Annotated in this window: 21 protein-coding genes; all 21 read right to left on the reverse strand. The window is 59.3% G+C overall.

Annotation, left to right across the window (positions count from 1 at the left end; translation table 11 throughout):
* Positions 1–1,596, reverse strand: a complete 1,596-nt coding sequence (locus BN1800_RS28195) for a putative PEP-binding protein (RefSeq protein WP_087002165.1) — start codon at positions 1,594–1,596, stop codon at positions 1–3.
* Positions 1,580–1,924 carry an HPr family phosphocarrier protein gene (locus BN1800_RS28200; protein WP_027510926.1) on the reverse strand — a complete coding sequence of 115 codons (345 nt, stop codon included), beginning with the start codon at positions 1,922–1,924 and terminating at the stop codon, positions 1,580–1,582. The genes BN1800_RS28195 and BN1800_RS28200 overlap by 17 nt, the downstream gene beginning before the upstream one ends.
* Positions 1,924–2,322, reverse strand: coding sequence for a dihydroxyacetone kinase phosphoryl donor subunit DhaM (gene dhaM / locus BN1800_RS28205; RefSeq protein ID WP_027510925.1), 399 nt, complete (start codon positions 2,320–2,322; stop codon positions 1,924–1,926). Before dhaM ends, BN1800_RS28200 begins: the two co-directional genes overlap by 1 nt.
* Positions 2,319–2,933: a dihydroxyacetone kinase subunit DhaL gene (dhaL, locus tag BN1800_RS28210; protein WP_027510924.1), complete on the reverse strand. Its 615-nt coding sequence runs from the start codon at positions 2,931–2,933 to the stop codon at positions 2,319–2,321. Before dhaL ends, dhaM begins: the two co-directional genes overlap by 4 nt.
* 28 nt (positions 2,934–2,961) lie before the next feature.
* Positions 2,962–4,602 carry a dihydroxyacetone kinase subunit DhaK gene (locus tag BN1800_RS28215; RefSeq protein ID WP_087002167.1) on the reverse strand — a complete coding sequence of 547 codons (1,641 nt, stop codon included), beginning with the start codon at positions 4,600–4,602 and terminating at the stop codon, positions 2,962–2,964.
* A 51-nt stretch (positions 4,603–4,653) separates the two neighbouring features.
* A complete protein-coding gene (locus BN1800_RS28220) occupies positions 4,654–5,661 on the reverse strand; it encodes an ABC transporter ATP-binding protein (RefSeq protein ID WP_087002169.1) in 1,008 nt (335 codons plus the stop codon).
* Positions 5,654–6,751, reverse strand: coding sequence for an ABC transporter ATP-binding protein (locus BN1800_RS28225; protein ID WP_087002171.1), 1,098 nt, complete (start codon positions 6,749–6,751; stop codon positions 5,654–5,656). Before BN1800_RS28225 ends, BN1800_RS28220 begins: the two co-directional genes overlap by 8 nt.
* Before the next feature lie 3 nt (positions 6,752–6,754).
* Positions 6,755–6,967 carry a hypothetical protein gene (locus BN1800_RS28230; RefSeq protein WP_087002172.1) on the reverse strand — a complete coding sequence of 71 codons (213 nt, stop codon included), beginning with the start codon at positions 6,965–6,967 and terminating at the stop codon, positions 6,755–6,757.
* On the reverse strand, positions 6,964–7,917 hold the full coding sequence (locus tag BN1800_RS28235) for a carbohydrate ABC transporter permease (RefSeq protein WP_027510919.1): 954 nt from the start codon (positions 7,915–7,917) through the stop codon (positions 6,964–6,966). Before BN1800_RS28235 ends, BN1800_RS28230 begins: the two co-directional genes overlap by 4 nt.
* Positions 7,914–8,879 (reverse strand): carbohydrate ABC transporter permease, encoded by a 966-nt coding sequence (locus BN1800_RS28240; RefSeq protein WP_132563303.1) that lies wholly within the window; start codon positions 8,877–8,879, stop codon positions 7,914–7,916. The genes BN1800_RS28235 and BN1800_RS28240 overlap by 4 nt, the downstream gene beginning before the upstream one ends.
* A 101-nt stretch (positions 8,880–8,980) precedes the next feature.
* Positions 8,981–10,306 (reverse strand): ABC transporter substrate-binding protein, encoded by a 1,326-nt coding sequence (locus BN1800_RS28245; RefSeq protein ID WP_087002176.1) that lies wholly within the window; start codon positions 10,304–10,306, stop codon positions 8,981–8,983.
* A 234-nt stretch (positions 10,307–10,540) separates the two neighbouring features.
* A complete protein-coding gene (locus BN1800_RS28250; protein ID WP_027510916.1) occupies positions 10,541–11,653 on the reverse strand; it encodes an ABC transporter permease in 1,113 nt (370 codons plus the stop codon).
* 1 nt (position 11,654) lies between these two features.
* Positions 11,655–12,809: an ABC transporter permease gene (locus tag BN1800_RS28255; protein WP_087002178.1), complete on the reverse strand. Its 1,155-nt coding sequence runs from the start codon at positions 12,807–12,809 to the stop codon at positions 11,655–11,657.
* Positions 12,806–14,548, reverse strand: coding sequence for an ATP-binding cassette domain-containing protein (locus tag BN1800_RS28260; protein WP_087002180.1), 1,743 nt, complete (start codon positions 14,546–14,548; stop codon positions 12,806–12,808). The genes BN1800_RS28255 and BN1800_RS28260 overlap by 4 nt, the downstream gene beginning before the upstream one ends.
* Positions 14,545–15,555: a secretion protein HlyD gene (gene hlyD, locus BN1800_RS28265; protein WP_087002181.1), complete on the reverse strand. Its 1,011-nt coding sequence runs from the start codon at positions 15,553–15,555 to the stop codon at positions 14,545–14,547. Before hlyD ends, BN1800_RS28260 begins: the two co-directional genes overlap by 4 nt.
* A complete protein-coding gene (locus BN1800_RS28270) occupies positions 15,552–16,250 on the reverse strand; it encodes a CerR family C-terminal domain-containing protein (protein WP_027510912.1) in 699 nt (232 codons plus the stop codon). The genes hlyD and BN1800_RS28270 overlap by 4 nt, the downstream gene beginning before the upstream one ends.
* A gap of 262 nt (positions 16,251–16,512) precedes the next feature.
* On the reverse strand, positions 16,513–17,487 hold the full coding sequence (locus BN1800_RS28275) for a sulfotransferase (protein ID WP_087002183.1): 975 nt from the start codon (positions 17,485–17,487) through the stop codon (positions 16,513–16,515).
* A complete protein-coding gene (locus tag BN1800_RS28280; protein WP_051336614.1) occupies positions 17,484–18,608 on the reverse strand; it encodes a glycosyltransferase family 4 protein in 1,125 nt (374 codons plus the stop codon). The genes BN1800_RS28275 and BN1800_RS28280 overlap by 4 nt, the downstream gene beginning before the upstream one ends.
* Before the next feature lie 173 nt (positions 18,609–18,781).
* The gene (locus BN1800_RS28285; RefSeq protein WP_087002185.1) at positions 18,782–20,614 is read right to left on the reverse strand and encodes a carbamoyltransferase family protein; all 1,833 of its coding nucleotides are present in this window, start codon (positions 20,612–20,614) and stop codon (positions 18,782–18,784) included.
* 14 nt (positions 20,615–20,628) lie between these two features.
* A complete protein-coding gene (locus BN1800_RS28290) occupies positions 20,629–20,778 on the reverse strand; it encodes a DUF5989 family protein (protein WP_087002203.1) in 150 nt (49 codons plus the stop codon).
* Between the two features lie 45 nt (positions 20,779–20,823).
* Complete coding sequence (locus BN1800_RS28295; RefSeq protein WP_087002187.1) at positions 20,824–21,255, reverse strand: hypothetical protein; 432 nt, start codon at positions 21,253–21,255, stop codon at positions 20,824–20,826.
* Positions 21,256–21,401: the final 146 nt, after the last annotated feature.

Consider the following 21,401-nt stretch of genomic DNA (forward strand, 5'->3'; position numbering starts at 1 on the left):
TTAGTCTCCGACTGCCTTTGTTCCATCGGCTCTCAATCCGACGATTGCTGATCTTATCGCGCGAAGTTGTTCGGGCGCCACGGAAAAATGCCGCAAACCGATCGCGAGCAGTCCCGGAAGCCGTTGCGGATCGCTTGCGATACTTCCGCAGATGCTGACCGGCTTGCCTACCTGTGTTGCAAGCCGCATTGCGCCTTTAAGAAAACGCAGCACGGCCGGTGCGGCTGGGTGGAAGTACATCTGCGAGCCCGCGCGATCACGGGCGGAAGCGGTGAGATACTGCGTGAGGTCGTTGGTTCCAAAGGAGAAAAAATCAGCCGTTTCAAACGTGTCCAGCATCAGTGCGGCTATCGGTACTTCCACCATCATGCCGATTGGGGGAATGAGGTGAGATATGCCGCGGCTGGTGAGGCGCGCGGCCTCTTCATGAAATAATCTGCGCATTTCGTCGACTTCCGACGGAAAGGTCACCATGGGCAACATGACGCGCAGATTGCCGTAAACTGCAGCACGCAGCAGGGCGCGTGCCTGCACGCGGGCAATTTCCGGGCGAGCGAGCAAGAGGCGGACGCCCCGCAGATCCGCCGCCGCTGGTGGATCATCAAGCCCGGTGAGCGGCTTGTCTCCGCCGATATCCAGCATACGGATCGTCACCGGCCGGTCCGCCGCCCATTTCAGGACGCGATGATAGACGGCAAGCTGCTTTTCTTCGTTTGCCGCGTCCGCGACGGACGAAACCGCAAATTCAGACCGCATCAATCCAATGCCTGCTGCCGTTGCCGGGTCAACCGCGTCCAGCTCTGCTGCATCGTTGATATTGATGGACAGCAGGACCCGAATGTCATCGGCTGTGCATATTTCGCCATTGTCGCAAGGGCATTGACCGGCGGGAGTCAAAATCGTTCGGTGCGAAACGCGTGCGGCATCGCCGGCATGGATGACGACTGCGCCGGCATCCGCATCGACCCGGATAGGGTCGCCTTCCGAAACCGCGAAACGCCCTGCGCCGACGACCATCGGGATCGATTTCGCTCGTGCGAGCAGCGCGACATGGCCGGCGGCGCTGCCATTGAAGAGAGCGATGCCGCCGCCCGCCGACCAATCATGCGCTAAAAAGCGGCTCGGTTCCATGTCTCTGCCGACGAAGATCGAGCCAGCGGGGAAATCAGCAACCGGCGTTCCAGCCAACGCGCAGAGCACGCGGTTCTTGATGTCCAGGATATCGACAGCGCGGGCCTGCACCTGCTCCTCGTCTGCTGTCTCCAATTCGCCGATGTAGTCGTCGAGCGTGCCGACCCATGCAAAGATCGAATTTTCTCCGGCATTCATGCGCGCTTCGGTCGTCTCCACTATGGTCGGGTCTCGGAGGACTTCAATCTGGAAATCGATGATGTCCCGGCTTTCGGCATCGGATTTCCCGGCAAGGCCTTCAAGCTCGCGGATCGATGTCTCGATGGCGTCCATCAACGCCTGGTAGCCCGGAGCGATCTGCCGTTGAGATGAAGGGGCGACACCCGGCAGCTCGGCCAGATAGGCCGGTCCGTGTGCGACCCCGGCAGAGGCGCTCGTTGCTCTCAGCCTATCCGTTTCGGCCATATTTCTTGTCCTCATCGAAATTGCGTTCGACGAGTTCCTTCAATGCCTTGATTGCTTCGTCTGCCAGAATTCCGTCGGCTTTTATGCGCAGAACCGATCCTTTCCGGATTCTGGCACCCATTATCTTGATGATGCTTTTGCCGTTCAGCCAGACATCGCTGCCGTTGACTGCAACTTCGATCGAACACGGGAACGATTTTGCAAGCCGGGTGAACGTCACGGCCGGGCGCGCGTGCAGCCCCACGCCATGCCTGACCTCCACGTCCGTCTGACAGCTGACATGCAATGGCTTGGCCTTTATGGTTTCTATTTGCAGTTCGCGGCTCATCAGGGTGAAAGCTCCTCGGCTGTGGCGACGACCTTCGCCAGCGATGCTCCACCGGAGGCTTCCGCCGCAGCGATAACTGCGCCTTCGACCAATGGAGCGTTGCAGATCGCAACGCGTGCCGAGCGCGGCGGGCCGAGCATCTCGATCGCCATCTCGCTGTTCGTTTCCGCCCCACCGAGGTCGACGAAGACGGCAACACCTGCAGCGGACCAGGCAGCCTCGATTGCCCGCAGTATGCCGCCGGCGTCGGTACCGAGCTCTCCGCGTACGTTGCCTCCGGACCAGGCGAGTGGCACGCAGTCGCCCACCATCTGCCGCACCATATCGGCAATGCCTCGAGCGATCAGCGGCGAGTGGGAAACGATCACGATCCCGACATTTGCGGTATTTCCACTCATTGCGGATGGTTCTCCCCGAGATAGCGGCAGATGGCCGTGGTCAAGAGCGCGCAGCTTGACGCACCCGGATCCACATGGCCGATCGAGCGATCGCCGAGATACGACGCGCGGCCGCGCATGGCCTTCATGGCGGCGGTCAGGTTGGCGGAAAACTCGGCCTGCTGGGCGATGTCGTTCAACGACGAACACTTCTGAAGCGCATCCTGGACCGGATAGAGCACGTCGAGCAACGTCTTGTCGCCCGCATGGGAACGTCCGCGTCTTGCAACCGCGTCAATCGCCTTTTTCAATACGATCGGGAAATCCTCGGTCCTGTCCCGAGCACGCAGCTCCCGGCCGATTTCGATCAACAGCGTGCCATAGAGAGGACCTGCAGCACCGCCGACATTCATCACCAAGGTCATGCCAATCCTTTCCACGGCATCGGGAAAGGGAAGGCCGGTAAGCGCCGCCGCTTCTGCGCTTACCGCCTCCCATCCACGTTGCATATTGATGCCGTGGTCTCCATCGCCGATCGCGCAATCCAGCGCGCAAAGATGATCGGTATTTGCCGCGATGGCCGAGCGGCAAGCTTCGATCAATCCCGCAACAAGCACCGGTTCTGCCTGCACCTCATATCCTCCCAACGGCGGCGCTTTCTCACGCCATTGCTGCCGCGACCTCAAATGCTCCTGCCACCGCGACAGCACCAGGATCCGGCACTCCCTCCAGATCCCTCTCGCCGACATAGGACGCGCGCCCGGCCTTTGCCTTCTTCATCGCCTTTGTCGACTCTGCACCTACCATTGCCGCCTTCGCTGCCGCCGCGACATTGCCGGACGCGAGGGCTGCGAGTGCCGGGGCAAGCGCATCGACCATCGTCCTGTCGCCGATCTCGGCTCCGCCATAGAACGTCATCCGATCGAGCCCGGCAAGGAGGGCTGCGGCGATATCAGCTTTTTCCGCCATTGCCTTGGCTGCGGCGGTAAAGAAGATCGACAGCAGCACGCCGCTTGATCCGCCCATGCTGATGCTCAGAATATCGCCGACCGAAGCCAGCGTGGCAGCGGGCTCCTTCAGTGGCAGCATGTCGATGCGGGCAAGCACACTGCGGGCGCCGGTCGCAACCGTGGAGCCGGTATCGCCGTCGCCGACGCGGCCGTCCAAACGGTTAAGCTCGTCTTCGAGCGAGATCAGGTGCTCGCAGAGCGCGGTTATCAGGCGACGGCTCTGGCCGTCGTCGCTGCTTGCGGCTGTTCCGTTCGGTTTGGCGCCTGTTTGAGGGGCTGCAACGATCTTGATCTCATGATGCTCGACTGCCGGCACCCAGGCATGGGGTTCGACCACAGTCATCAAAGCCGCCTCGCGGGCGCCATCCAGCCGGATCAACGAGAGCGAGAAACCGTTCATGTTGAGCGCCGTCATCATCGACGCCGGCCCGATAATCAGTTTGACGCGGCGTGAGAGGGACGACGAGAGGACGGCATTGGCGATCACGCCCATTTCGAGGGGCGGTACGGCGCCGAGATTGTTGATGAGCAGGGCATAGCTCGCCGAATGGTTAACCTTCGCGGCAAGCCGTTCGGCCATTGTGGCCACGAGGTCTGCTACCGGTTGGAGCGCAATGCGCTCGGCGCCTGGTTCGCCATGGATGCCAAGGCCAAGCTCGCCTTCGTTGGCCCCGAGGCGTTCCTCCTGCAACTGGCCGGGGACGCTGCAGGTCGAAAGCGACATGCCAAGAGAGACGATGTCGGCTGCCGCCGAGGCGGCGTGTCCGGCCACTGTCTTCAGGTTCTCGCCGGCCTCGGCGTAATATCCGGCGATCTTGTGGATGAACAACGTGCCGGCGACGCCGCGCGGCTGGTTGATATCCGCAATCGCGATGTCGTCGGCGACGATGACCATCTCGACGTCGAAACCCTCGCCGCGGGCCTTTTCCGCTGCGAGACCGAAATTCAACCGGTCGCCCGTGTAATTCTTCACAATCAGCAGAGTTCCCTTGGGGCCGGTAACGGCGCGGATCGCCGTCAGAACAGCGTCGACGCTTGGCGAGGCGAATATCTCGCCGGATACTGCTGCCGTCAGCATGCCCTTGCCGACGAAGCCCGCATGCGACGGTTCATGCCCGGCACCACCGCCGGAAATGATGGCCACTTTCGATTTGTCCCAGTCCGCGCGCAGGATCACTTTGATCTCCGGATATGTGTCGAGACGGGCGAGGCGGCCCGAGCCGCTTGTTAAAAGCAGGCCGTCCAGGGCTTCCGTAACGATGTTTTCCCGGCGATTGAAGAAATGTTTCATTGATTGAGACCTGTCTGTTTTGCATGCCTACTTCGGTTCAGTTTCTGCGGTTCAAGCGAGCCGCTGTCCGCTCGCGTCGAAATAGAGCGGATCGCGGAGCGTAAGATTGATCCTGTCGCCCGGTCTGATTGCGAGATATGGATCCGCAAGTGTGACGAGCTTGTGATCGCGAACGCGGATATGCAGATGGTTCTGATCGCCCAGGTGTTCGATCCAGTCGACCTCGGCATTGGCATCCTTGCCGACGATGATGTCGAGGTGCTCGGTCCGTGCGCCAATTGTCTTCGTACCCTTAGGAGGGCTGCCGCCCGGAAGCAGATTGGCGGGAAGGAGATTGATATGCGGCTGACCGAGGCGGGCTGCGACATGAAGGCTGGCGGGATTGCCGTAGATTTCCCGAGGCGTTCCGACCTGCAGGAGCCTGCCTTCAGCAACGATGCCGATGCGGTCCGCCATCGTCATGGCCTCCACCTGGTCGTGGGTAACGTAAAGTAAGGTAGAACCCAGTTCCTTCTGGATGCGCTTGAGTTCTAGCCGAAGCTCTGACCGAAGTTTGGCGTCGAGAGACGAAAGCGGTTCGTCCATGAGGTAGATCGCGGGCTCACGCACCAGCGCCCGACCGATCGCGACTCGCTGCATCTCCCCACCGGAAAGACGGGTCGAGCGATTTTCCAGCTTGTGGTCGATCCTGACCATACGCGCGATCTCGCGCACGCGCCGATCGATCTCATCAGTGCTGAGCTTCCGCACCGGCGCCTTCAAAGGGAAGGCAAGGTTCTCGTAGACCGTCATGTGCGGATAAAGCGAATATTGCTGGAAGACGAAAGCCACGTCGCGCTCGGCTGGGGCTTCGCCGGCGACGTTGCGGCCGCCGATCTCGATACGGCCGCTGTCGGGCCGCTCCAGGCCGGCGATCAGACGAAGCGTCGTCGTCTTGCCGGCGCCGGTCGGTCCTAAGAGCACGACGAATTCGCCGTCGCGGATCGCAAGATCGAGGGCGCTGAGCGCCTGCGTGTCGCCGAAACGCTTGTTGAGGCCTTTAAGAACGACATCAGCCATGCAGGACCTCCGAATGGAGCGATGAAGCAACCGCGCGACCCGACCGGCAGTCGAAGAGCGCTAGATTGGCAGGGTTGAATTCGAGACCGACCGTTTCGCCGATGCGGAAGTTGCGGTTTGCCGGAACGCGGGCCTTGATCAGTCCGCTGCGGGTTTCGATCGCCACGATCTGATTTGTTCCGAGATACTCGCTGCCATAGACGGCACCGCGCAGGGTCGAGGCGTCGCTGAAGCGGATGTGCTCCGGCCGCACGCCAAGTGCCAGCTCGCCTACGGTCAGGTCCTGGTGAATCTCTGGAACGGCGACATCGACGCCATCGAGAGAGATGAATCGATCGCCCTTCTGAAGGCCGGAGATAAAGCGCATGAAATTCATCGGCGGCGACCCGATGAAATCTGCGACGTACATCGTCGCCGGCTTGTTGTAGATCTCCTGCGGCGTCCCGAACTGCTCAATAACGCCATGATTCATGACGGCGATCTTGTCGGCCATGGCCATCGCCTCGTGCTGATCATGGGTGACGTAGACCGTCGTCGCGTGGATGCGATTGTGCAATTCGCGAAGCTCATGAACCATGACCTCGCGGAACTCGGCATCGAGCGTGCCGAGCGGTTCGTCCATCAGGAAGCATTTCGGGCGGCGCACGATGGCGCGACCGAGCGCTACACGCTGGCGGTCGCCACCGGCAAGCCCGGAGACGGATCTGTTGAGAATATGGTCGATCTGCAGCAGGCGCGCGGTTTCCTCCACTCGGGCCTGAATTTCCGCCCTCGACATTCCTTGCGACAACAGCGGAAAGCCAATGTTCTTGCGCACGTTCATGTGCGGATAGAGCGCGAAGAGTTGAAAGACGAAGGCGATATCGCGGGCGCTGGCACGATTGAAAGTGACGTCCTCGCCGTCGAGATAGATCTTGCCGCTGGTCGGCAATTCCAGTCCCGCGATCATGCGAAGCGTGGTCGTCTTGCCGCAGCCGGACGGCCCAAGAAGCGCTAGGAACTCGCCGTCATGGACGACAAAGCTCGAATCCTCGACTGCGACGAAGCTGCCGAATTCCTTGCGGAGATGCTCAATTCTGATTTCCGCCATGGTTCACTCCGGGAATTTCGAGACAACGATGAACATCGCCGTTCCCGCAAGCAGCGTCACTAGCGAGTAGGTATAGAGCACCAACAGGAAGGGCTGGAACAGCATCAGGAAGCCCGCTGCGATCAGGACCGTGGCGATGTTTTCCATCGGCCCGCGCCGCAGGAAAAAAGGCCGTTTCGGACGGGCAGGGCGGGGCGTTTCGACCAGGTGCGTCATTTGCGGACCGCTCCGAAGGTGATGCCGCGCAGCAGCTGCTTGCGCAGGAGAATGGTGAAGACCAGGATCGGGATCAGGAAGATCGTAGTCCCCGCAGCGACGGCCGGCCAGTCCTGCCCCCCCTCGCCAATGATCGTAGGGATGAATGGCGGCGCGGTCTGCGCGCTGCCCGATGTCAGAAGTGCGGCGAAGGCATATTCGTTCCAGGCGAAGATCAGGCAGAAGATCGCGGTCGCAGCAATGCCGGTCGTTGCCTGCGGCAGGACGACCTTGCGGAAGGCCTGCAGCCGCGTGTAGCCGTCGATCATCGCAGCTTCCTCGTATTCGCGAGGGATTTCGTCGATGAACCCCTTGAGCAGCCAAACAGCCAGCGAAACATTGACCGCGGTATAGAGCAGGATCATGCCCAATGCCGTGTCGGACAAGCCAAGCTCCCGGTACATCAGGTAGATCGGGATCGCGACGGCGATCGGCGGCATCATGCGCGTCGACAGGATGAAGAACAAAAGATCGTCGGCGAGTGGCACCCTGAAGCGGGAGAAGCCGTACGCGGCCAAGGTGCCGAGAAAGACCGCAAGGAATGTGGAGCCGAAGGCAATCACCAGCGAATTGACGAAGCGCGGCAGGAAATTCGAGGGGCCGGCGATCACCATGTTGCGCTTGCGGGTCACCTCATCACAGGTGCCGGTCGGTGCGGGCAGGGAGGCAATATATTCCGGCGTCTGCCGCGTCCTCGTAGTCAGAAGATTGCAATAACCTTCGAGCGACGGCGCAAAGACGATCTTCGGCGGATAGCTGATGGAGTCCGGCGGCGACTTGATGCTGGTCAGGAAAATCCAGACGAGAGGGACGAGCGTGATCAGCGCATAGAGGATCACGATCGCGCCGGCGACCCGCTTACTGGCGAGGCTAGGCTCGACGACAGAATGGGCAGCGTTTGCGGAGCTCATCGTTGCTTCACCTTATTGAGGGCTTTGACGTAGATGTTGGCGAGGCCGAATACTGCGACGAAGAGAATAATCGCGAAGGCGGAAGCCCGGCCGGTTGCCCAGCTTTCGAAGGCTGCACGCTTCAGCGTGATCGAGGCGACCTCAGTGACCGAGCCAGGCCCGCCGCCGGTCAGCAGCGTCACCATGTCGAACATCTTGAAGTTCTCGATGCCGCGGAAGAGGACGGCGAGCATGATGAACGGCAGGGCCATCGGCACGGTGATCGACCAGAACTGGCGCCAAGCCGATGCCCGGTCAACTTCGGCCGCTTCGTAGATGTAGTCGGGGATCGAGCGCAGGCCGGCGAGGCAGATCAGCATCACATAGGGGGTCCACATCCAAGTATCGACGATGATGATCGCCCAGGGCGCCAGTGAGACGTCGCCGAGCATCCGGATATCCGATGTCGGAATGCCGCTAAGCCACGAAACCGCATAAGCGAAGAGACCGATCTGCGGTTCGTAGAGAAAACGCCAGAAATTGCCGACGACGGCGGGAGACAGCATCATCGGGATCAGGATGATGGTCGTCCAGAAGGCGTGGCCGCGAAATTTGCGGTCGATCAGATAAGCGAGCGTGAAGCCGATTACCGTCTGCAGGACGATCGTCCAGAAGACGAAATGCGCCGTGGTCTGCATCGCCTGCCAGATGTCCGGATCGGTGAGGACGCGCTCATAATTTCGCAAGCCCACGCCTTCAACAGCAGCATTCGGCCGGTTGGCACGATAATTCGTGAAGGAAAGATAGATTGCCCAGATGAGCGGGAAAATGTTGATGGCAAGCAATAGCGTGATGGCGGGAGCGATAAACACCCAAGCGATTGCGCTGTCCGACAGACCGCGGACGCGTCTGGCAACAGATACCGGCGTTGACCTTGCTGTTGCATCCGCTGCCTGCTCGACAATGGAATTGGAAATATTCAAGATGTCACCCGGTCTTTGTGTATGTGAGACATCCGGCGGCCAGGCTCCTTTGCCGATCCGAGCCGCCATTCTGACAAGGATGTCGCGTGTCCAGATGGACACTAGATCTTGCCGTCGTCCTTGAAGACCTCGGTCCAATCCTCCACCAATCCGTCAAGCGCTTCCTGCGCGGTTCCGTTGCCGGCAACGACGTAGTTGTGAACGCGTTTCTGCATGTCCTGGAGAAGGGTGGCGTAGCTTGGTTCGGCCCAGAAGTCCTTGACGATAGCCATGGAGTCCAGGAAGGCTTGGGCGTAGGGTTGGCTTGTGGCGAAGCCCGGCGCCTTGACGACCGAATTCAAGCAGGAGAAGCCGCCAAGTTCCCACCACTTGGCCTGCACGTCAGGCTGGGCGAACCACTTGATGTATTGCAGCGCGGCGTCCTTCTTGTCGGAATAGGAAACGACAGAGATGCCCTGGCCGCCGAGCTGGGCAAAATGCGCCTTCTCGGCCGGATTGGGGAAGAAGCCGATCTTGTCGCCGCCGACCTTCTCGTCCTTGTAGAGGCCGGGCCAGGTGAAGGCGAAGTTCATCTGCATCGCGACCTGACCGGATTTGAAGGCGTCAGCAGATTCGACCATATAGACGTTGGAGCTGCCGGGCGGCGTGCAGCAGTCATAAAGCGACTTGTAGAACTCCAGGCCTTTGATCGCGTCGGCCGAGTTGACGATCCCCTCCATCTCGTAAGGCTTCTTCGGGTCCTCGTATTGGAAGCCCCAAGAGTAGAGGACGTTGGTGACGCCCATGGTAATGCCTTCCGAACCGCGCTCGGTGTAGATCGAAGCGCCGTAGACGGTCTTTCCGTCGATCTCGCGCTTCTGGAAGAATTCGGCGACCTGCTTCAACTGATCATAAGTCTTCGGCGCGGCGAGATCCCAGCCATATTTCTCCTTGAATTCTGTCTTCAGCTCCGGCCTTTCGAACCAGTCCTTGCGATAGGTCCAACCGACCACGTCACCCATTGCCGGAAGCGCCCAGTAGTTCGGGGTGTTCTTCGGCCATTCGGAATAGCCGACGACCGTTGCCGGCACGAAGTCATCCATCTTGATGCCTTCCTTGTCGAAGAAGTCGTTCAGCTTGACATAATGGCCGTTTTCCGCCGAACCGCCGATCCACTGGCTGTCGCCGATGATCAGGTCGCAGAGCTTGCCATGAGAGTTGAGTTCGTTGAGAAAGCGGTCGGCATAGTTCGTCCACGGGACGAACTCGAACTTCATCGTCGTTCCGGTCTTTGCGGTGAAGTCCTTCGACAGTTCCACGAGCGCATTGGCCGGGTCCCACGCGGCCCAGCAGAGCGTCAGTTCATCGGCTTTCGCAAGATTGGGCAATGCCGACGACAGCATAAGTGCCGAGGCGAGCCCGAGAAGGGCTTTCGATTTCTTCTGCATAAGTTCCTCCCAGAACCAAAGGCCGGCTCCCCACCGGCGTCGCAAGTTCACCCACTTCTAAAGAATGCTCACATGAACTCCTCAATCATCATGTTTAGCAATGTGTTTAGTAAAACGCATTTTTATAAACAATGCAAGCGGCGATGTTGCGGCGCTGCGCGTAATTTGCGGGTGACCGGATGAGGGGGAAGCACTGCAAGGCAATTCAGCGCCTCTTGGGGCGCGTCGGAATAATCACTCGAGCCTTCTGCGAAAGAGCCATGACGCAGCACTTAGGGTTCCGACCGCGATCACGCAGAGTGGCCACGTCTGGTGCCACACCTCCATGAGAGGAATGTCCTTGAGGAAGATGCCCTTCACGATCACCAGGAAGTAGCGCAGCGGGTTGATCAGCGTGACCGGCTGCAGCCAGTCGGGCATATTCTCGATCGGTGTCGCGAAGCCGGAAAGAAGCATGGCCGGCACCATGAACAGGAAGGCGCCGAGGATCGCCTGCTGCTGCGTCATCGACAAGGCGGAGATGAAGAGCCCCAGACCGGCAACGGAGGCGAGATAGAAGAGCGAGCTGCCGTAAAGAAGCAGCAGCGAGCCGCGCAGCGGCACGCCGAAGATGAAGATCGCTGCCAGGATATAGACCGTCATGTGAAAAAGCCCGATCATCATCGGCGGGATGAGCTTGCCGATCAGGATCTCATGGGTGCGAAGCGGCGAGACCATCAACTGGTCGAAGGTTCCAAGCTCGCGTTCGCGGGCGATCGAAAGGGCGGTGACGATGAGCCCAATGAGCAGTGCGATGCTCGCGATCAGGTTCGGCACCATGAACCATTGGAAGATCAGGTTGGGATTGAACCAGTTGCGCGGCACTGTCGTGACGGAACGGGCACCTCCACGTATGCCTGCTGGGGTCTCGGCGGACAATGCTGCGACGATCTGCGTGATGTATCCCGAGACGATCTGCGACGCATTGGAGCGCCGGCCGTCAAGGATGACCTGCAGATCGGCCGGTTCGCCGGCTTCGATCTTGCGCGAGAAATCAGCGCCGATTTCGATTGCGGCGGTTACCGTCTGGCGATCGATTGCGTCCCGCACGGTGGCTGGCGTGCCGGCGATGATAACCTGGCGGAATGTCGGCGAGCCGTCGATGCGCTGCACGAGTTCCTGTCCCCAGTAACCGCTGTCGCGGTTGAGCAGCATCACATCGACATTTCGAACCTCGAGCGTGGCCGCATAGGAAAAGACCAGCAACTGCACGATCGGTGGGCCGATCAGTATGGTACGGCCCCTCGGATCGCGGAGCACGGCCAGCAATTCCTTGACAATGAGCGCTTTCAATCGGGTCCACCACATCTTAGGCAATCCTCTTTCTGGTGCTGCGCGCGGCAAGCAGGAAAAGGACGGATCCGATCAGAAACATCACGAGGATCGCATGGAGGAACATCGGCCAGATATCGCCGGCCAGGAAAACCGTCTGCAGGCTGGGAATCAGATAGCGCGCCGGCACGATGAAGGTAATCCACTGGATCACCGTCGGCATCGAATTGATCTCGAAGAGAAAGCCCGACAGCAAGAAGGCGGGAAGGAAGGCCGTAATCAGCGCCAGCTGCGAGGCGAGGAACTGGTTCTTGGTGATAGCCGAGATCAGCAGGCCCTGCCCGAGGGCCGGCATGAGGAAAACTGCGGACAGAGCATAGAGCGCGAGGACGGAGCCGCGAAAGGGAACGCCGAACAGAAAGATGGCGAGCAGCACGCAAAGCGTCATCGATGTGAGGCCGAGCACGAAATAGGGGAGGACTTTACCGGCAAGCAGCTCGGCGGCCGTCACCGGCGTTGCCATCATAGCTTCCATCGTACCCCGCTCCCACTCGCGGGCAACGACAAGCGACGTCAATAGCGTTCCGACCAATGTCATGACAATTGCGATCGACCCCGGCACCAGAAACGACCGGCTGGTTAGTTCCGGATTGAACCAGAAGCGCTGCTCCACGGAAATCGGCGGCCCGCCTGCGGCCAGTTCGGACTGCTGCTGCAGCTGCCAGTTGGCGACGGCGCCCTGGACATAGTTCTGGACGAAATTGGCGGTGTTAGGGTCGGAACCGTCGACGATCACCTGGACCTGCGGCCGGTTGCCCGCTGCATAGTTCCTCGAGAAATCCGCCGGGATGACGATGATGCCGCGAATGTGGGAAAGCACCAGGTCCTCTTCGAAAAGCCGCCTGTCGCGGCCTGTCGTCACCGAAAAATAGCGTGATGCCTGGAAGCTTGCGGCCAGATCATTCGTCAGCGGTGTTGTTTCCTCGATCGCCAAGCCGACTCGCGTCCGCGTCGTGTCCAGCGAGACGCCGTAACCGAAGAGAAAGAGCAGGATGAGCGGCAGCACAAATGCAATCAGAATGCTGCTCGGATCACGGATGACCTGAAAGCTTTCCTTGCGAACCAAGGCTGCGAAACGGCGGGTTCGGCTGGAGCGGGACAGCGCGCCCGTTGCGGGGAGGGGAGCCGTCATGCCGCAATCCTCTCCTGCGAGGCTTGCACCAGCGCGATAAATGCGTCCTCCATCGTCGGATCGGGATTGTCGGCATTTGCAAAACGCGCCTTCAGCTCATCCGGAGAACCGAGTGCGATCGAACGGCCGCGATAGATCAGCGAAATACGATCGCAATATTCGGCCTCGTCCATAAAGTGGGTGGTGACGAGGACGGTGACGCCCTTTTCGACGAGCCCGTTGATATGTGTCCAGAATTCGCGGCGCGTAATCGGATCGACGCCCGAAGTGGGTTCGTCGAGAAAGAGCGCTTCAGGCTCGTGCATCACGGCGCAGGCAAGCGCCAGCCGCTGTTTGAGCCCGAGCGGCAGATCCTTTGCGGACATCGCAAGACGCGACCCAAGATCGAAAATCGACGTCATCAACTGCGTCCGCTCGCGCTTGCGCACGCCTCTCAGGCCATAAACGCCGGCAAAGAAATCGAGATTCTGCGCCACGCTGAGGTCGCCGTAGAGCGAGAACTTCTGCGCCATGTAGCCGAGACGGTTGCGTGCCTCGGCCGCATCGCGCCGCAGATCGAAGCCGGCCACCCGGCCTTCGCCGCTTGTCGGTTTCAAAAGTCCGCAGAGCATCTTGAATGTCGTTGATTTGCCCGCGCCGTTCGGCCCAAGCAGTCCGAATATCTGCCCGCGCGGGATGTCGAAGGTGATGTCGTCGGCCGCCGTGAAGTCGCCGAAGCGCTTGGTAAGACCCTTCGCCTCGATAACAGGCCTATCGTCATTGCGCGCCAGCGGCTCCTGCGCTTCGGCAAGCCTCGACCGGCCGCCCGGCCCTCCGCCCAGCATGTCGACGAAAGCGTCTTCGAAACGCGGCTCGGCGGGGGTTATTTTCGCTGTGCCAGCTGCCGTAAAGCGACCGTTGTGGCCTGTTGCGGTAACCAGCCTGATTGCCTCACCTTGGATAACACCGTCGACAACGCCGTCTTCGTCTAGGAGCTTTGCAAGCAATTGACGGCGCCGTCCCGAAACACCGGTCAACCGAAAGACGCGGTCTTTGACCCGGCCGGTCAGATCCTTCGGTTCGCCGGAAAAAAGCAGCTTGCCCTCATTCATCAGCAAAACGCGGTCGCAGGCCTCCGCCTCGTCGAGATAGGCCGTCGACCAGACGACGCCGATGCCTTCCGCCGTCAAATTCTCGACCATCTTCCAGAGATCGCGCCGGGAAATCGGATCGACGCCCACCCCGGGTTCGTCGAGGAGCAGAAGGCGAGGCTTCTTTAAAAGCGCGCAGGCAAGGCCGAGCTTCTGCTTCATGCCACCCGAAAGGTTTCCGGCAAGACGTCCGGTAAAGCGCTTCAGGTCCGTAAAGGTCAGAAGTTCATCATAGGTCGCCGCCCGTTCACTCTTCGGCAGTCCGCGCAGATCGGCGTAGAGATCGAGGTTTTCCTGGACCGACAAATCTTCATAAAGCCCGAAGCGCTGGGGCATGTAGCCGATGGCGGCCTGAATGTCGGCTGCTCGATCGCGCGTTTCGAAACCCAGCACCTCGACAGTGCCGTTTTCCGGAAGCATGAGACCGGTCATCAGGCGGATAAGCGTGGTCTTGCCCGCACCATCGGGCCCGACGAGACCCGTGATCTTGCCGCCGTCGATCGACGCTGAAATCGCATCGAGTGCCGGTTTCGCCTCGCCGAAACGCTTCGTCACCCCCTTCAGGTGAACGAGCTCGGCGGTATCGCGCGGTTTTTCCGGAGCACTCATTTTTCCGCTGCCTGCAATGATGGAAAGCGCAGCGTCACCGGCATGCCCTGGCGAAGATCCGGTCCGGGTTTTTCGATGACGACGCGCAAGCGATAGACGAGGTCGGTGCGAAGTTCCGGCGTTTCGACAGATTTCGGCGTGAATTCCGCAACTGGGGAAATGAAGCCGATGGTGCCGTCATAGGGCTGATCCGGTTTGGTATCGGACGTGACCTTGACTTTCATGCCTGGATGAATCCGGCCGAGTTCCGTCTCTGCGACATAACTGCGTATCCAGACGGGTTCCGTCAGCGACAACACATAGACGGCATCGGCGGATGATACGATCGCACCGGGCTCCTTGATCCGTGACAGGATGATCCCGTCGTTCGGGGCGCGAAGCTCCGTATCGCGAAGCGAGGTCCGCGCCGTCGAAAGCGTTGCTTCGGCCGCTTTCAACTGGGCCGCCGCCGCAGCGATGTCTTCAGCGCGGCTGCCTTCCTTCAGCAAAGCGAGCGCCTGATTTGCGGATTCGGCGCGGGCCGCAGCCATTGCTCTTGCAGCCGTCGCCTGATCGAGACCAGCCTGAGAAACCGTACCCTGTGGCCGCAGCTGCCGGGCACGATCATAAGCAAGGTTGGCATTCTCCAGGTCAGCAAGGCTTTCGTTGTAGGAGGCGCTTGCCTGCGCGATCTCTGCCGGCCGCGGACCGGCCTTGAGTTTGTCGAGCGTGGCACGCAGCGCAGCAACATTTGCCTCGGCCGAGCGGACTGCATAGTCGTAAGGCTCGTTATCCAGCCGAGCCAGAACAGCGCCGCGCTTTACGGAATCACCTTCGTCGACGTGCGCTTCCTCGATCCGGCCGTTGACCCGAAAAGCAAGCGAAACCTGGCGGATATCGACATTGCCGTAGAGCGTTAACTGTCTCTCACTTTGCTGCGCCCAGCCGAGCCTGGACGGCATGTCGTACCACCAGCCAGCCGCGGCTGCGCCGGCAAGAAGGATCGTAACCGGGATGATCTTGTTCATTCTGGTTCTCCTTTCGCCGGTTCGAGCACGGCGACAAGGTTACGTGCATGGGCCTGCAGCTTTGCGATCTGCTCTTCGCCGATGTGGTCCCACTCCATCTGCGCCAGCACGGCAGCATTCGCCATCCGGAAAACCAGAAGACTGCCGACGAAGGACAGGCTGCGCAGGCGCACGTTTTCGGAGGCGGGATCGTCTTTCAGGATAGCTCCGATCAGCCGCCGTCCCATATTGATCATCGGCCCCATGATGCCGGCATAGACCCTTTCGAAAGCCGCCGTCGGCTCCAGCTGCTCTCGGATGATGAAACGGGCCCAGGCCTCGGATTCTCGGCTGACAAAGAGGACCACCATCGTCTCGACGATCTCTGTCAGAAAGAGGCGCGCCTGCGAGGCATTAAGGGGCATATTCGCTTCATCGAGTTCCGCAAGATGACGGCCGACGCGGTGCCGTATCTCGGCGACATGTCCCGCGACAACGCCGGCCAGATATTCGGCGGTCGCGATGTAAAGCCCCTCCTTGCCGCCGAAGTAGTAGGGGATAGCCTGCAGGTTGACGCCTGCCGCATCGGCAAGCTTGCGCGTGCTGGCGCCATCGAAGCCATATCGGCCAAACACGTCGAGTGCCGCTGCAAGCAGCTTCTCGCGGGTGGCGTCGCTTCGGGGAGTGTCAGTTTTTGCGTTGCTGATCTCTTTCATAGCGCGATTATACATCGCCTTGAGTTTTCAGTCAATCGAATGAATTATTCTTCTTCGGAAGCCAGTTTGCAAAGGTTGGCGACGATGGCAAAAAAACGAGCGCCGTCTGAAATGGTTGGATCGGTATCGAAGGTTGTGCGCCGAAAGGGTCGAACTTTGGTTCTTATTCACATGCCACGGCGTCACAGAATATACGAGCAAATTCAGCCACTTAATGACATTTTGTGCCGGGGCTGCATTCGATGCTTGATCACAATATGCATCAGACCGGATAACCGAACTCTTCCAGATCCAGGCCGGTTAACGCGATGACGCGACGGTTGCTATCCCGATAATGGCCACCAACGAATGCGCGTATCTTTCGGTCGATATTCCTGTAAAGCCGTTCGTCAAATGATTGCGGAGTTAGGTGTTCGAAGACCGGCTGCAGCAGTCCGAAGCGCCGCGCGAAGCGGGGGATTTGAACGATCCCGCCGCGGCTGAGTTCGTTGTTGCTCATAAGGCGGTTTGCAAAGCGCTGAATGACTTGCATCGTAACCGGACGCCTGCTGTTGGTGAGGACCTTTGCGATCACGGCGGGAGGCGGCATCTCCATGAACTGGGTGATTTGCCCCACGAAGCCTTCCAGATCCCGCACCATCATCTCGAAAGGCAGCACCAGGACGCGGCCAAAGAGCTCCTGGTAGTGCCGGATCAGCCGGTCGAACTCGTAGACCTCGAGACGGAATCCAGGCATGCGTCCTAATTGCGGCTCAGGGGTCTCAAGAAACCGGTCGAGCGAGAGGTTCCCGCCGTCGGTAATGTACTGGCTATATATCGATCTGATGAGCGATACCTGCTCTCGTACCACGATCAAAATTCGCGCCGAGGGGAACGTGTGCACGAGCCGATCCGCAATCAGCATGCGATCGTAACCGCCACTCGGCGGATATCCGGAAAGTCGTTCGTGGCTAAGGACGAAGCGCAGACCGTTGACGCGCGCGGTCTCGATGTAGGGGAGGTAAAGGTTTCGGCACCCAGAGGGGTCGAAGGTGAAATTGTCGGGGAATGCGATATCTTTCACAATGCGCGTTCTCGACCCGCCGATGTCGCTGGAGTAACCATTGATGGGCTGGAAGCAATGGTCCTGCAGATAGGTCGATCCGGTCTTGTGATAGCCGATATGGATAAGTATGTCGGCGAAATCTGCGTCCGCGGGTGCCGTTCCTCCGCTATCAATCACCCGATTGAAGTTCATCGCGCCCCCTTTTTCAGCGAGCGCCCTTGGCTCCACCGGTTGGTTGCAGTCACCTGCCTGATGCAGGAATCCCATTTTGCCATGACGGTTCCCGTCGCAAAGCGGCGGACGGTTTGATAGCCGGCTTCCGCAAAGCTTCCACGCAGGCTATCGTCCAGCATCAAGGTCTTCAACGCGGCCGCTAAACGATCGACGTCGTCGACGGGAACGAGAAGGCCTGAGACGCCGTCCTCGATGATCTCCGCCGGGCCAAAATCGCATCGCGTGGAAATAACCGCCAGTCCCCCCGCCATCGCCTCCATCAAAACGTTGGGAAATCCCTCATAACGCGAACTAAGGACGAACAAGGCGGCGTCATCAATCCAGGAGCCGGCCTTTGCCGTCACGCCGGGAAGCGAGATTCTGTCCTGCAAATGCCGAGCCCGGATCCTCTGTTGCAATTGGTGCCGGTCCGGACCTTCGCCATAGATCGTCAGGCACCATTCGGGAACCTCCGCACATACTTTGGCAAATGCTTCAATAAGCGTATCGAAACCCTTCTGATCCACCAGCCGCCCAACTGCCACGACACGTAAAGCTCTACGGGCAGGAAGGTCGCGGCTTCGGTCACAAGGATTACTGATGACGACCGCCTTTGCTCTCAACGATGTGGGCAGAGTTTTTGAGATGGCCTCTGTTTGCATGATCAAGCGGTGAGCTTGCCGTAGAACCAAGGGCTCGACCATATTCCAGAGGAAATGCCTGGGTTGAGCATCGGGATTGTTGCGTTCCGACACCACCACTGGAATGCCTAGTCCGCGCGTGGAAAGCAGGGAAACAATGTTGATCTTTGTCAGAAAGGAAAGCACGACGTCCGGGCGAAGCTTTCGCAGTTCTGAGCGGAGCCGCAAGATCCGTTTCACGGTTTTGAAAGAGCCCCTGGAAAACGGGCCCACCTGGGCGTCCGGCAACCGGTGGACAATCACGCCGCTGGGCAAGGAAAAATAACTGTCGTCCTCATCGGAGATGAAGGCGAAGACATGCACTTCGTCGCCGCGCGCGTGGCGGTCTTTCACGATAAGGCTGACGACCCGTTCAGTCCCTCCGGCGCCGAGGCCTGCTTCAACTAACGCAAGTCGCATGCTTCCTCACAATCGCAGGTGCTGCTGCCGGGTTCGCGGCCCGGCGATGATTGAGGTTGTTCCTAACCTTCGCTGTCCCGCTCCGGTCATCTTGAACAAGGTTCTCCCATAAAGCTCCGCTTGGTATCCGACGCGCAGCACACCATCTCTCATCCGAGAGGCACAGGAGTTACTTAGTCGAGATCAAAGTGCTCCTTGTAGTCCTGCTTGAGCCGAGCGGGCTGATCGTCCTTTCGAAGTACGCAGTTGCCGATGACAAGACGCTCTATCTCGGTGCCCATGAAGCAGTGGAACGCGTCTTCTGGGGTGCAGACGATCGGCTCGCCACGCACGTTGAAGCTTGTATTGACCAGAACGGGGCAGCCGGTGCGCGCCTTAAAGGCAGTCAGCAACTCCCAGTAACGGGGATTGGTCTCTTTATGCACTGTCTGCACGCGAGCCGAGTAATCGACGTGAGTAACAGCCGGGATTTCCGATCGTGAGACGTTCAGGCGGTCGATGCCGAACAATTCCTCCTCGTCCGTGTTCGGATGATGTCTTCGACTTTGCAATACGTCGCCAACAAGCAACATGTAGGGACTGTCGACATCGATATCGAACCAGTCCGATATATCCTCGCGCCTCACGGATGGAGCGAACGGACGAAAACTTTCGCGATATTTAACCTTGAGATTCAGCGTTCTCTGCATGGTAGGCGACCGCGGATCACCCAATATGGATCTGGCCCCGAGCGCGCGGGGCCCGAATTCCATGCGCCCTTGCATCCATCCCACAGCCTTCTCCTCGACGAGAGCATCGACAGTGCTCTCGGCAACGTCGGTGTCTGAGAGAACGTCATAGATGGCGCCGGCGGCAGCAAGGCGCTGTTCGATCTCCTTTTGGCCGTAGGCCGGGCCAAGATAGGCACCGGCCATGCTATCGCGACCATTGACCATCCGACCATTGCGGAGGAATCCGTGCCAAACGGCAAGGGCCGCGCCAAGAGCACCTCCAGCGTCGCCGGCTGCCGGCTGGATCCAGATGTTCTCGAAAATGCCTGCCTTAAGGAGCTTGCCGTTTGCGACGCAATTCAGCGCGACACCACCGGCAAGGCACAGGTTTGTTTCGCCCGTTTCTCGTTGGGCAAAGCGTGCGAGTTTCAAAACCACCTCTTCGGTCACCGCCTGGACGGACGCAGCCAGGTCCATTTCGCGCTGGGTCAGGGTGGATTCCGGCTTTCGTGGTTCGGCTCCGAAGAGGCGGTGGAACGCCGGCGAGGTCATTGTAAGACCCGTGCAGTAGTCGAAATACTGCTGATCGAGGCGAAATGAGCCATCCTCTTTCAAGTCGATCAGATAATCTAGAATAGTCTGGGCAAAACGCGGACGCCCGTAAGGCGCTAAACCCATAAGCTTGTATTCGCCGGAGTTTACCTTGAAACCCGTGTAATAGGTGAAGGCGGAATAGAGCAGGCCCAGAGAATGGGGGAAGTGTATCTCCTTTAGAATGGCGAGGCGATCGCCAACACCATGGCCAATTGATGTCGTACACCATTCGCCCACGCCGTCCATTGTCAGCACCGCCGCAGTCGAAAAAGGAGACGGAAAGTAACAGCTGGCTGCATGCGCGAGATGGTGCTCCGTGAACAGGAGCGAGCCTGTCCACTCTTTCGAGCCGGCCAGTTTTCCGAGCTTCTGCCGCAGAATTTTCTTTTGGAACAGCTTTTCCTTGATCCATATCGGCATCGCGGCCTTGAACGAGCGAAAGCCTCTCGGGATCGTTGTGAGATAAGTTTCAAGCAATCGCTCGAACTTCAAGAATGGCTTTTCATAAAAGACGACGTGGTCAATTTCTCCCATGCTGCAGCCTGCCTCGGCCAGACAGTATTCGATCGCCCTCGTCGGAAAGGCCGCGTCGTGCTTCCTGCGGGTGAAGCGCTCTTCTTGCGCTGCAGCGAGGATACGTCCGTCCTCGATTAAGGCTGCCGCACTGTCATGATAGAAGGCCGAGATCCCGAGAACGCGCACTAATCCTCTCCCGATCAGAACAGGGTGTAGATAAAGGGCGCAACCGCGGTGCCCTGGGTCAGGACCGCAAGAGTTCCAAAGACAGTGACCATGATAAGGACGGGCAACAGCCAGAATTTCCTGCGGATGCGCATATAGAGGAAAAGCTCGCGTACCATTTCCATGTGTCGGTCCTTCATCAATGTTCGATCGCAGCGAAAACTGCGTCGTCAGAACTGATTTCGCATTGTGGACGGATCCGCCCCCTCCCGTGGATGGTTGGTCCAATAAGTGGGTGCCGCCCGGTCGAATCGTAGCGCGAGAGGATCGTGGCCGCGCATTCTCAGGACGAACCCGATCGGCACGAACGTCGTCACATAGATGAAGAGCATCACCACGGGGTTGGCGACCTTGAATAGGAGCAGGCCGAGCTTGCTCCAAATCTGATTGGGCATGGTCAGAGAGACCGGGTAAATAAGAGCCAGCAGAACCAGAAGGCCACCCAAGCTGGCAAAGCCCAGCATGACGGGTGTCATCGTTCCGTTGATGATCCATCTCGCCGCAACAAGACAAAGGAGGATCCCGCCCACCGTGTAACCGAAATTACGATTCGATGGCCCTTCGGGAATATCCTCGAATAATAGCTCGTGCGATTCGCTCACTGTTTCTTGCCCATAGACCACGGAACAGACGGTAAGGGACGCAGCTCGATTATCGTTTTATTAGCCTCGCGGTGGATTCAACAGGTACGCACCGTCCCGGTCAATATGCCGATGGATATAGACAGCGTTTGCGTTCTTCCCGCAGT

Origin of the sequence: Rhizobium sullae (genome assembly GCF_900169785.1) — a bacterium.
Lineage (GTDB): Bacteria > Pseudomonadota > Alphaproteobacteria > Rhizobiales > Rhizobiaceae > Rhizobium > Rhizobium sullae.

Excerpts from the sequence above, each read along its gene's own strand:
- BN1800_RS28195 (WP_087002165.1), bottom strand. The coding sequence starts at position 1,596 with ATGGCCGAAACGGATAGGCTGAGAGCAACGAGCGCCTCTGCCGGGGTC.
- BN1800_RS28200 (WP_027510926.1), bottom strand. The coding sequence starts at position 1,924 with ATGAGCCGCGAACTGCAAATAGAAACCATAAAGGCCAAGCCATTGCAT.
- dhaM (WP_027510925.1), bottom strand. The coding sequence starts at position 2,322 with ATGAGTGGAAATACCGCAAATGTCGGGATCGTGATCGTTTCCCACTCG.
- BN1800_RS28215 (WP_087002167.1), bottom strand. The coding sequence starts at position 4,602 with ATGAAACATTTCTTCAATCGCCGGGAAAACATCGTTACGGAAGCCCTG.
- BN1800_RS28220 (WP_087002169.1), bottom strand. The coding sequence starts at position 5,661 with ATGGCTGATGTCGTTCTTAAAGGCCTCAACAAGCGTTTCGGCGACACG.
- BN1800_RS28225 (WP_087002171.1), bottom strand. The coding sequence starts at position 6,751 with ATGGCGGAAATCAGAATTGAGCATCTCCGCAAGGAATTCGGCAGCTTC.
- BN1800_RS28230 (WP_087002172.1), bottom strand. The coding sequence starts at position 6,967 with ATGACGCACCTGGTCGAAACGCCCCGCCCTGCCCGTCCGAAACGGCCT.
- BN1800_RS28235 (WP_027510919.1), bottom strand. The coding sequence starts at position 7,917 with ATGAGCTCCGCAAACGCTGCCCATTCTGTCGTCGAGCCTAGCCTCGCC.
- BN1800_RS28245 (WP_087002176.1), bottom strand. The coding sequence starts at position 10,306 with ATGCAGAAGAAATCGAAAGCCCTTCTCGGGCTCGCCTCGGCACTTATG.
- BN1800_RS28250 (WP_027510916.1), bottom strand. The coding sequence starts at position 11,653 with ATGTGGTGGACCCGATTGAAAGCGCTCATTGTCAAGGAATTGCTGGCC.
- BN1800_RS28255 (WP_087002178.1), bottom strand. The coding sequence starts at position 12,809 with ATGACGGCTCCCCTCCCCGCAACGGGCGCGCTGTCCCGCTCCAGCCGA.
- BN1800_RS28260 (WP_087002180.1), bottom strand. The coding sequence starts at position 14,548 with ATGAGTGCTCCGGAAAAACCGCGCGATACCGCCGAGCTCGTTCACCTG.
- hlyD (WP_087002181.1), bottom strand. The coding sequence starts at position 15,555 with ATGAACAAGATCATCCCGGTTACGATCCTTCTTGCCGGCGCAGCCGCG.
- BN1800_RS28270 (WP_027510912.1), bottom strand. The coding sequence starts at position 16,250 with ATGAAAGAGATCAGCAACGCAAAAACTGACACTCCCCGAAGCGACGCC.
- BN1800_RS28275 (WP_087002183.1), bottom strand. The coding sequence starts at position 17,487 with ATGAACTTCAATCGGGTGATTGATAGCGGAGGAACGGCACCCGCGGAC.
- BN1800_RS28280 (WP_051336614.1), bottom strand. The coding sequence starts at position 18,608 with ATGCGACTTGCGTTAGTTGAAGCAGGCCTCGGCGCCGGAGGGACTGAA.
- BN1800_RS28290 (WP_087002203.1), bottom strand. The coding sequence starts at position 20,778 with ATGGAAATGGTACGCGAGCTTTTCCTCTATATGCGCATCCGCAGGAAA.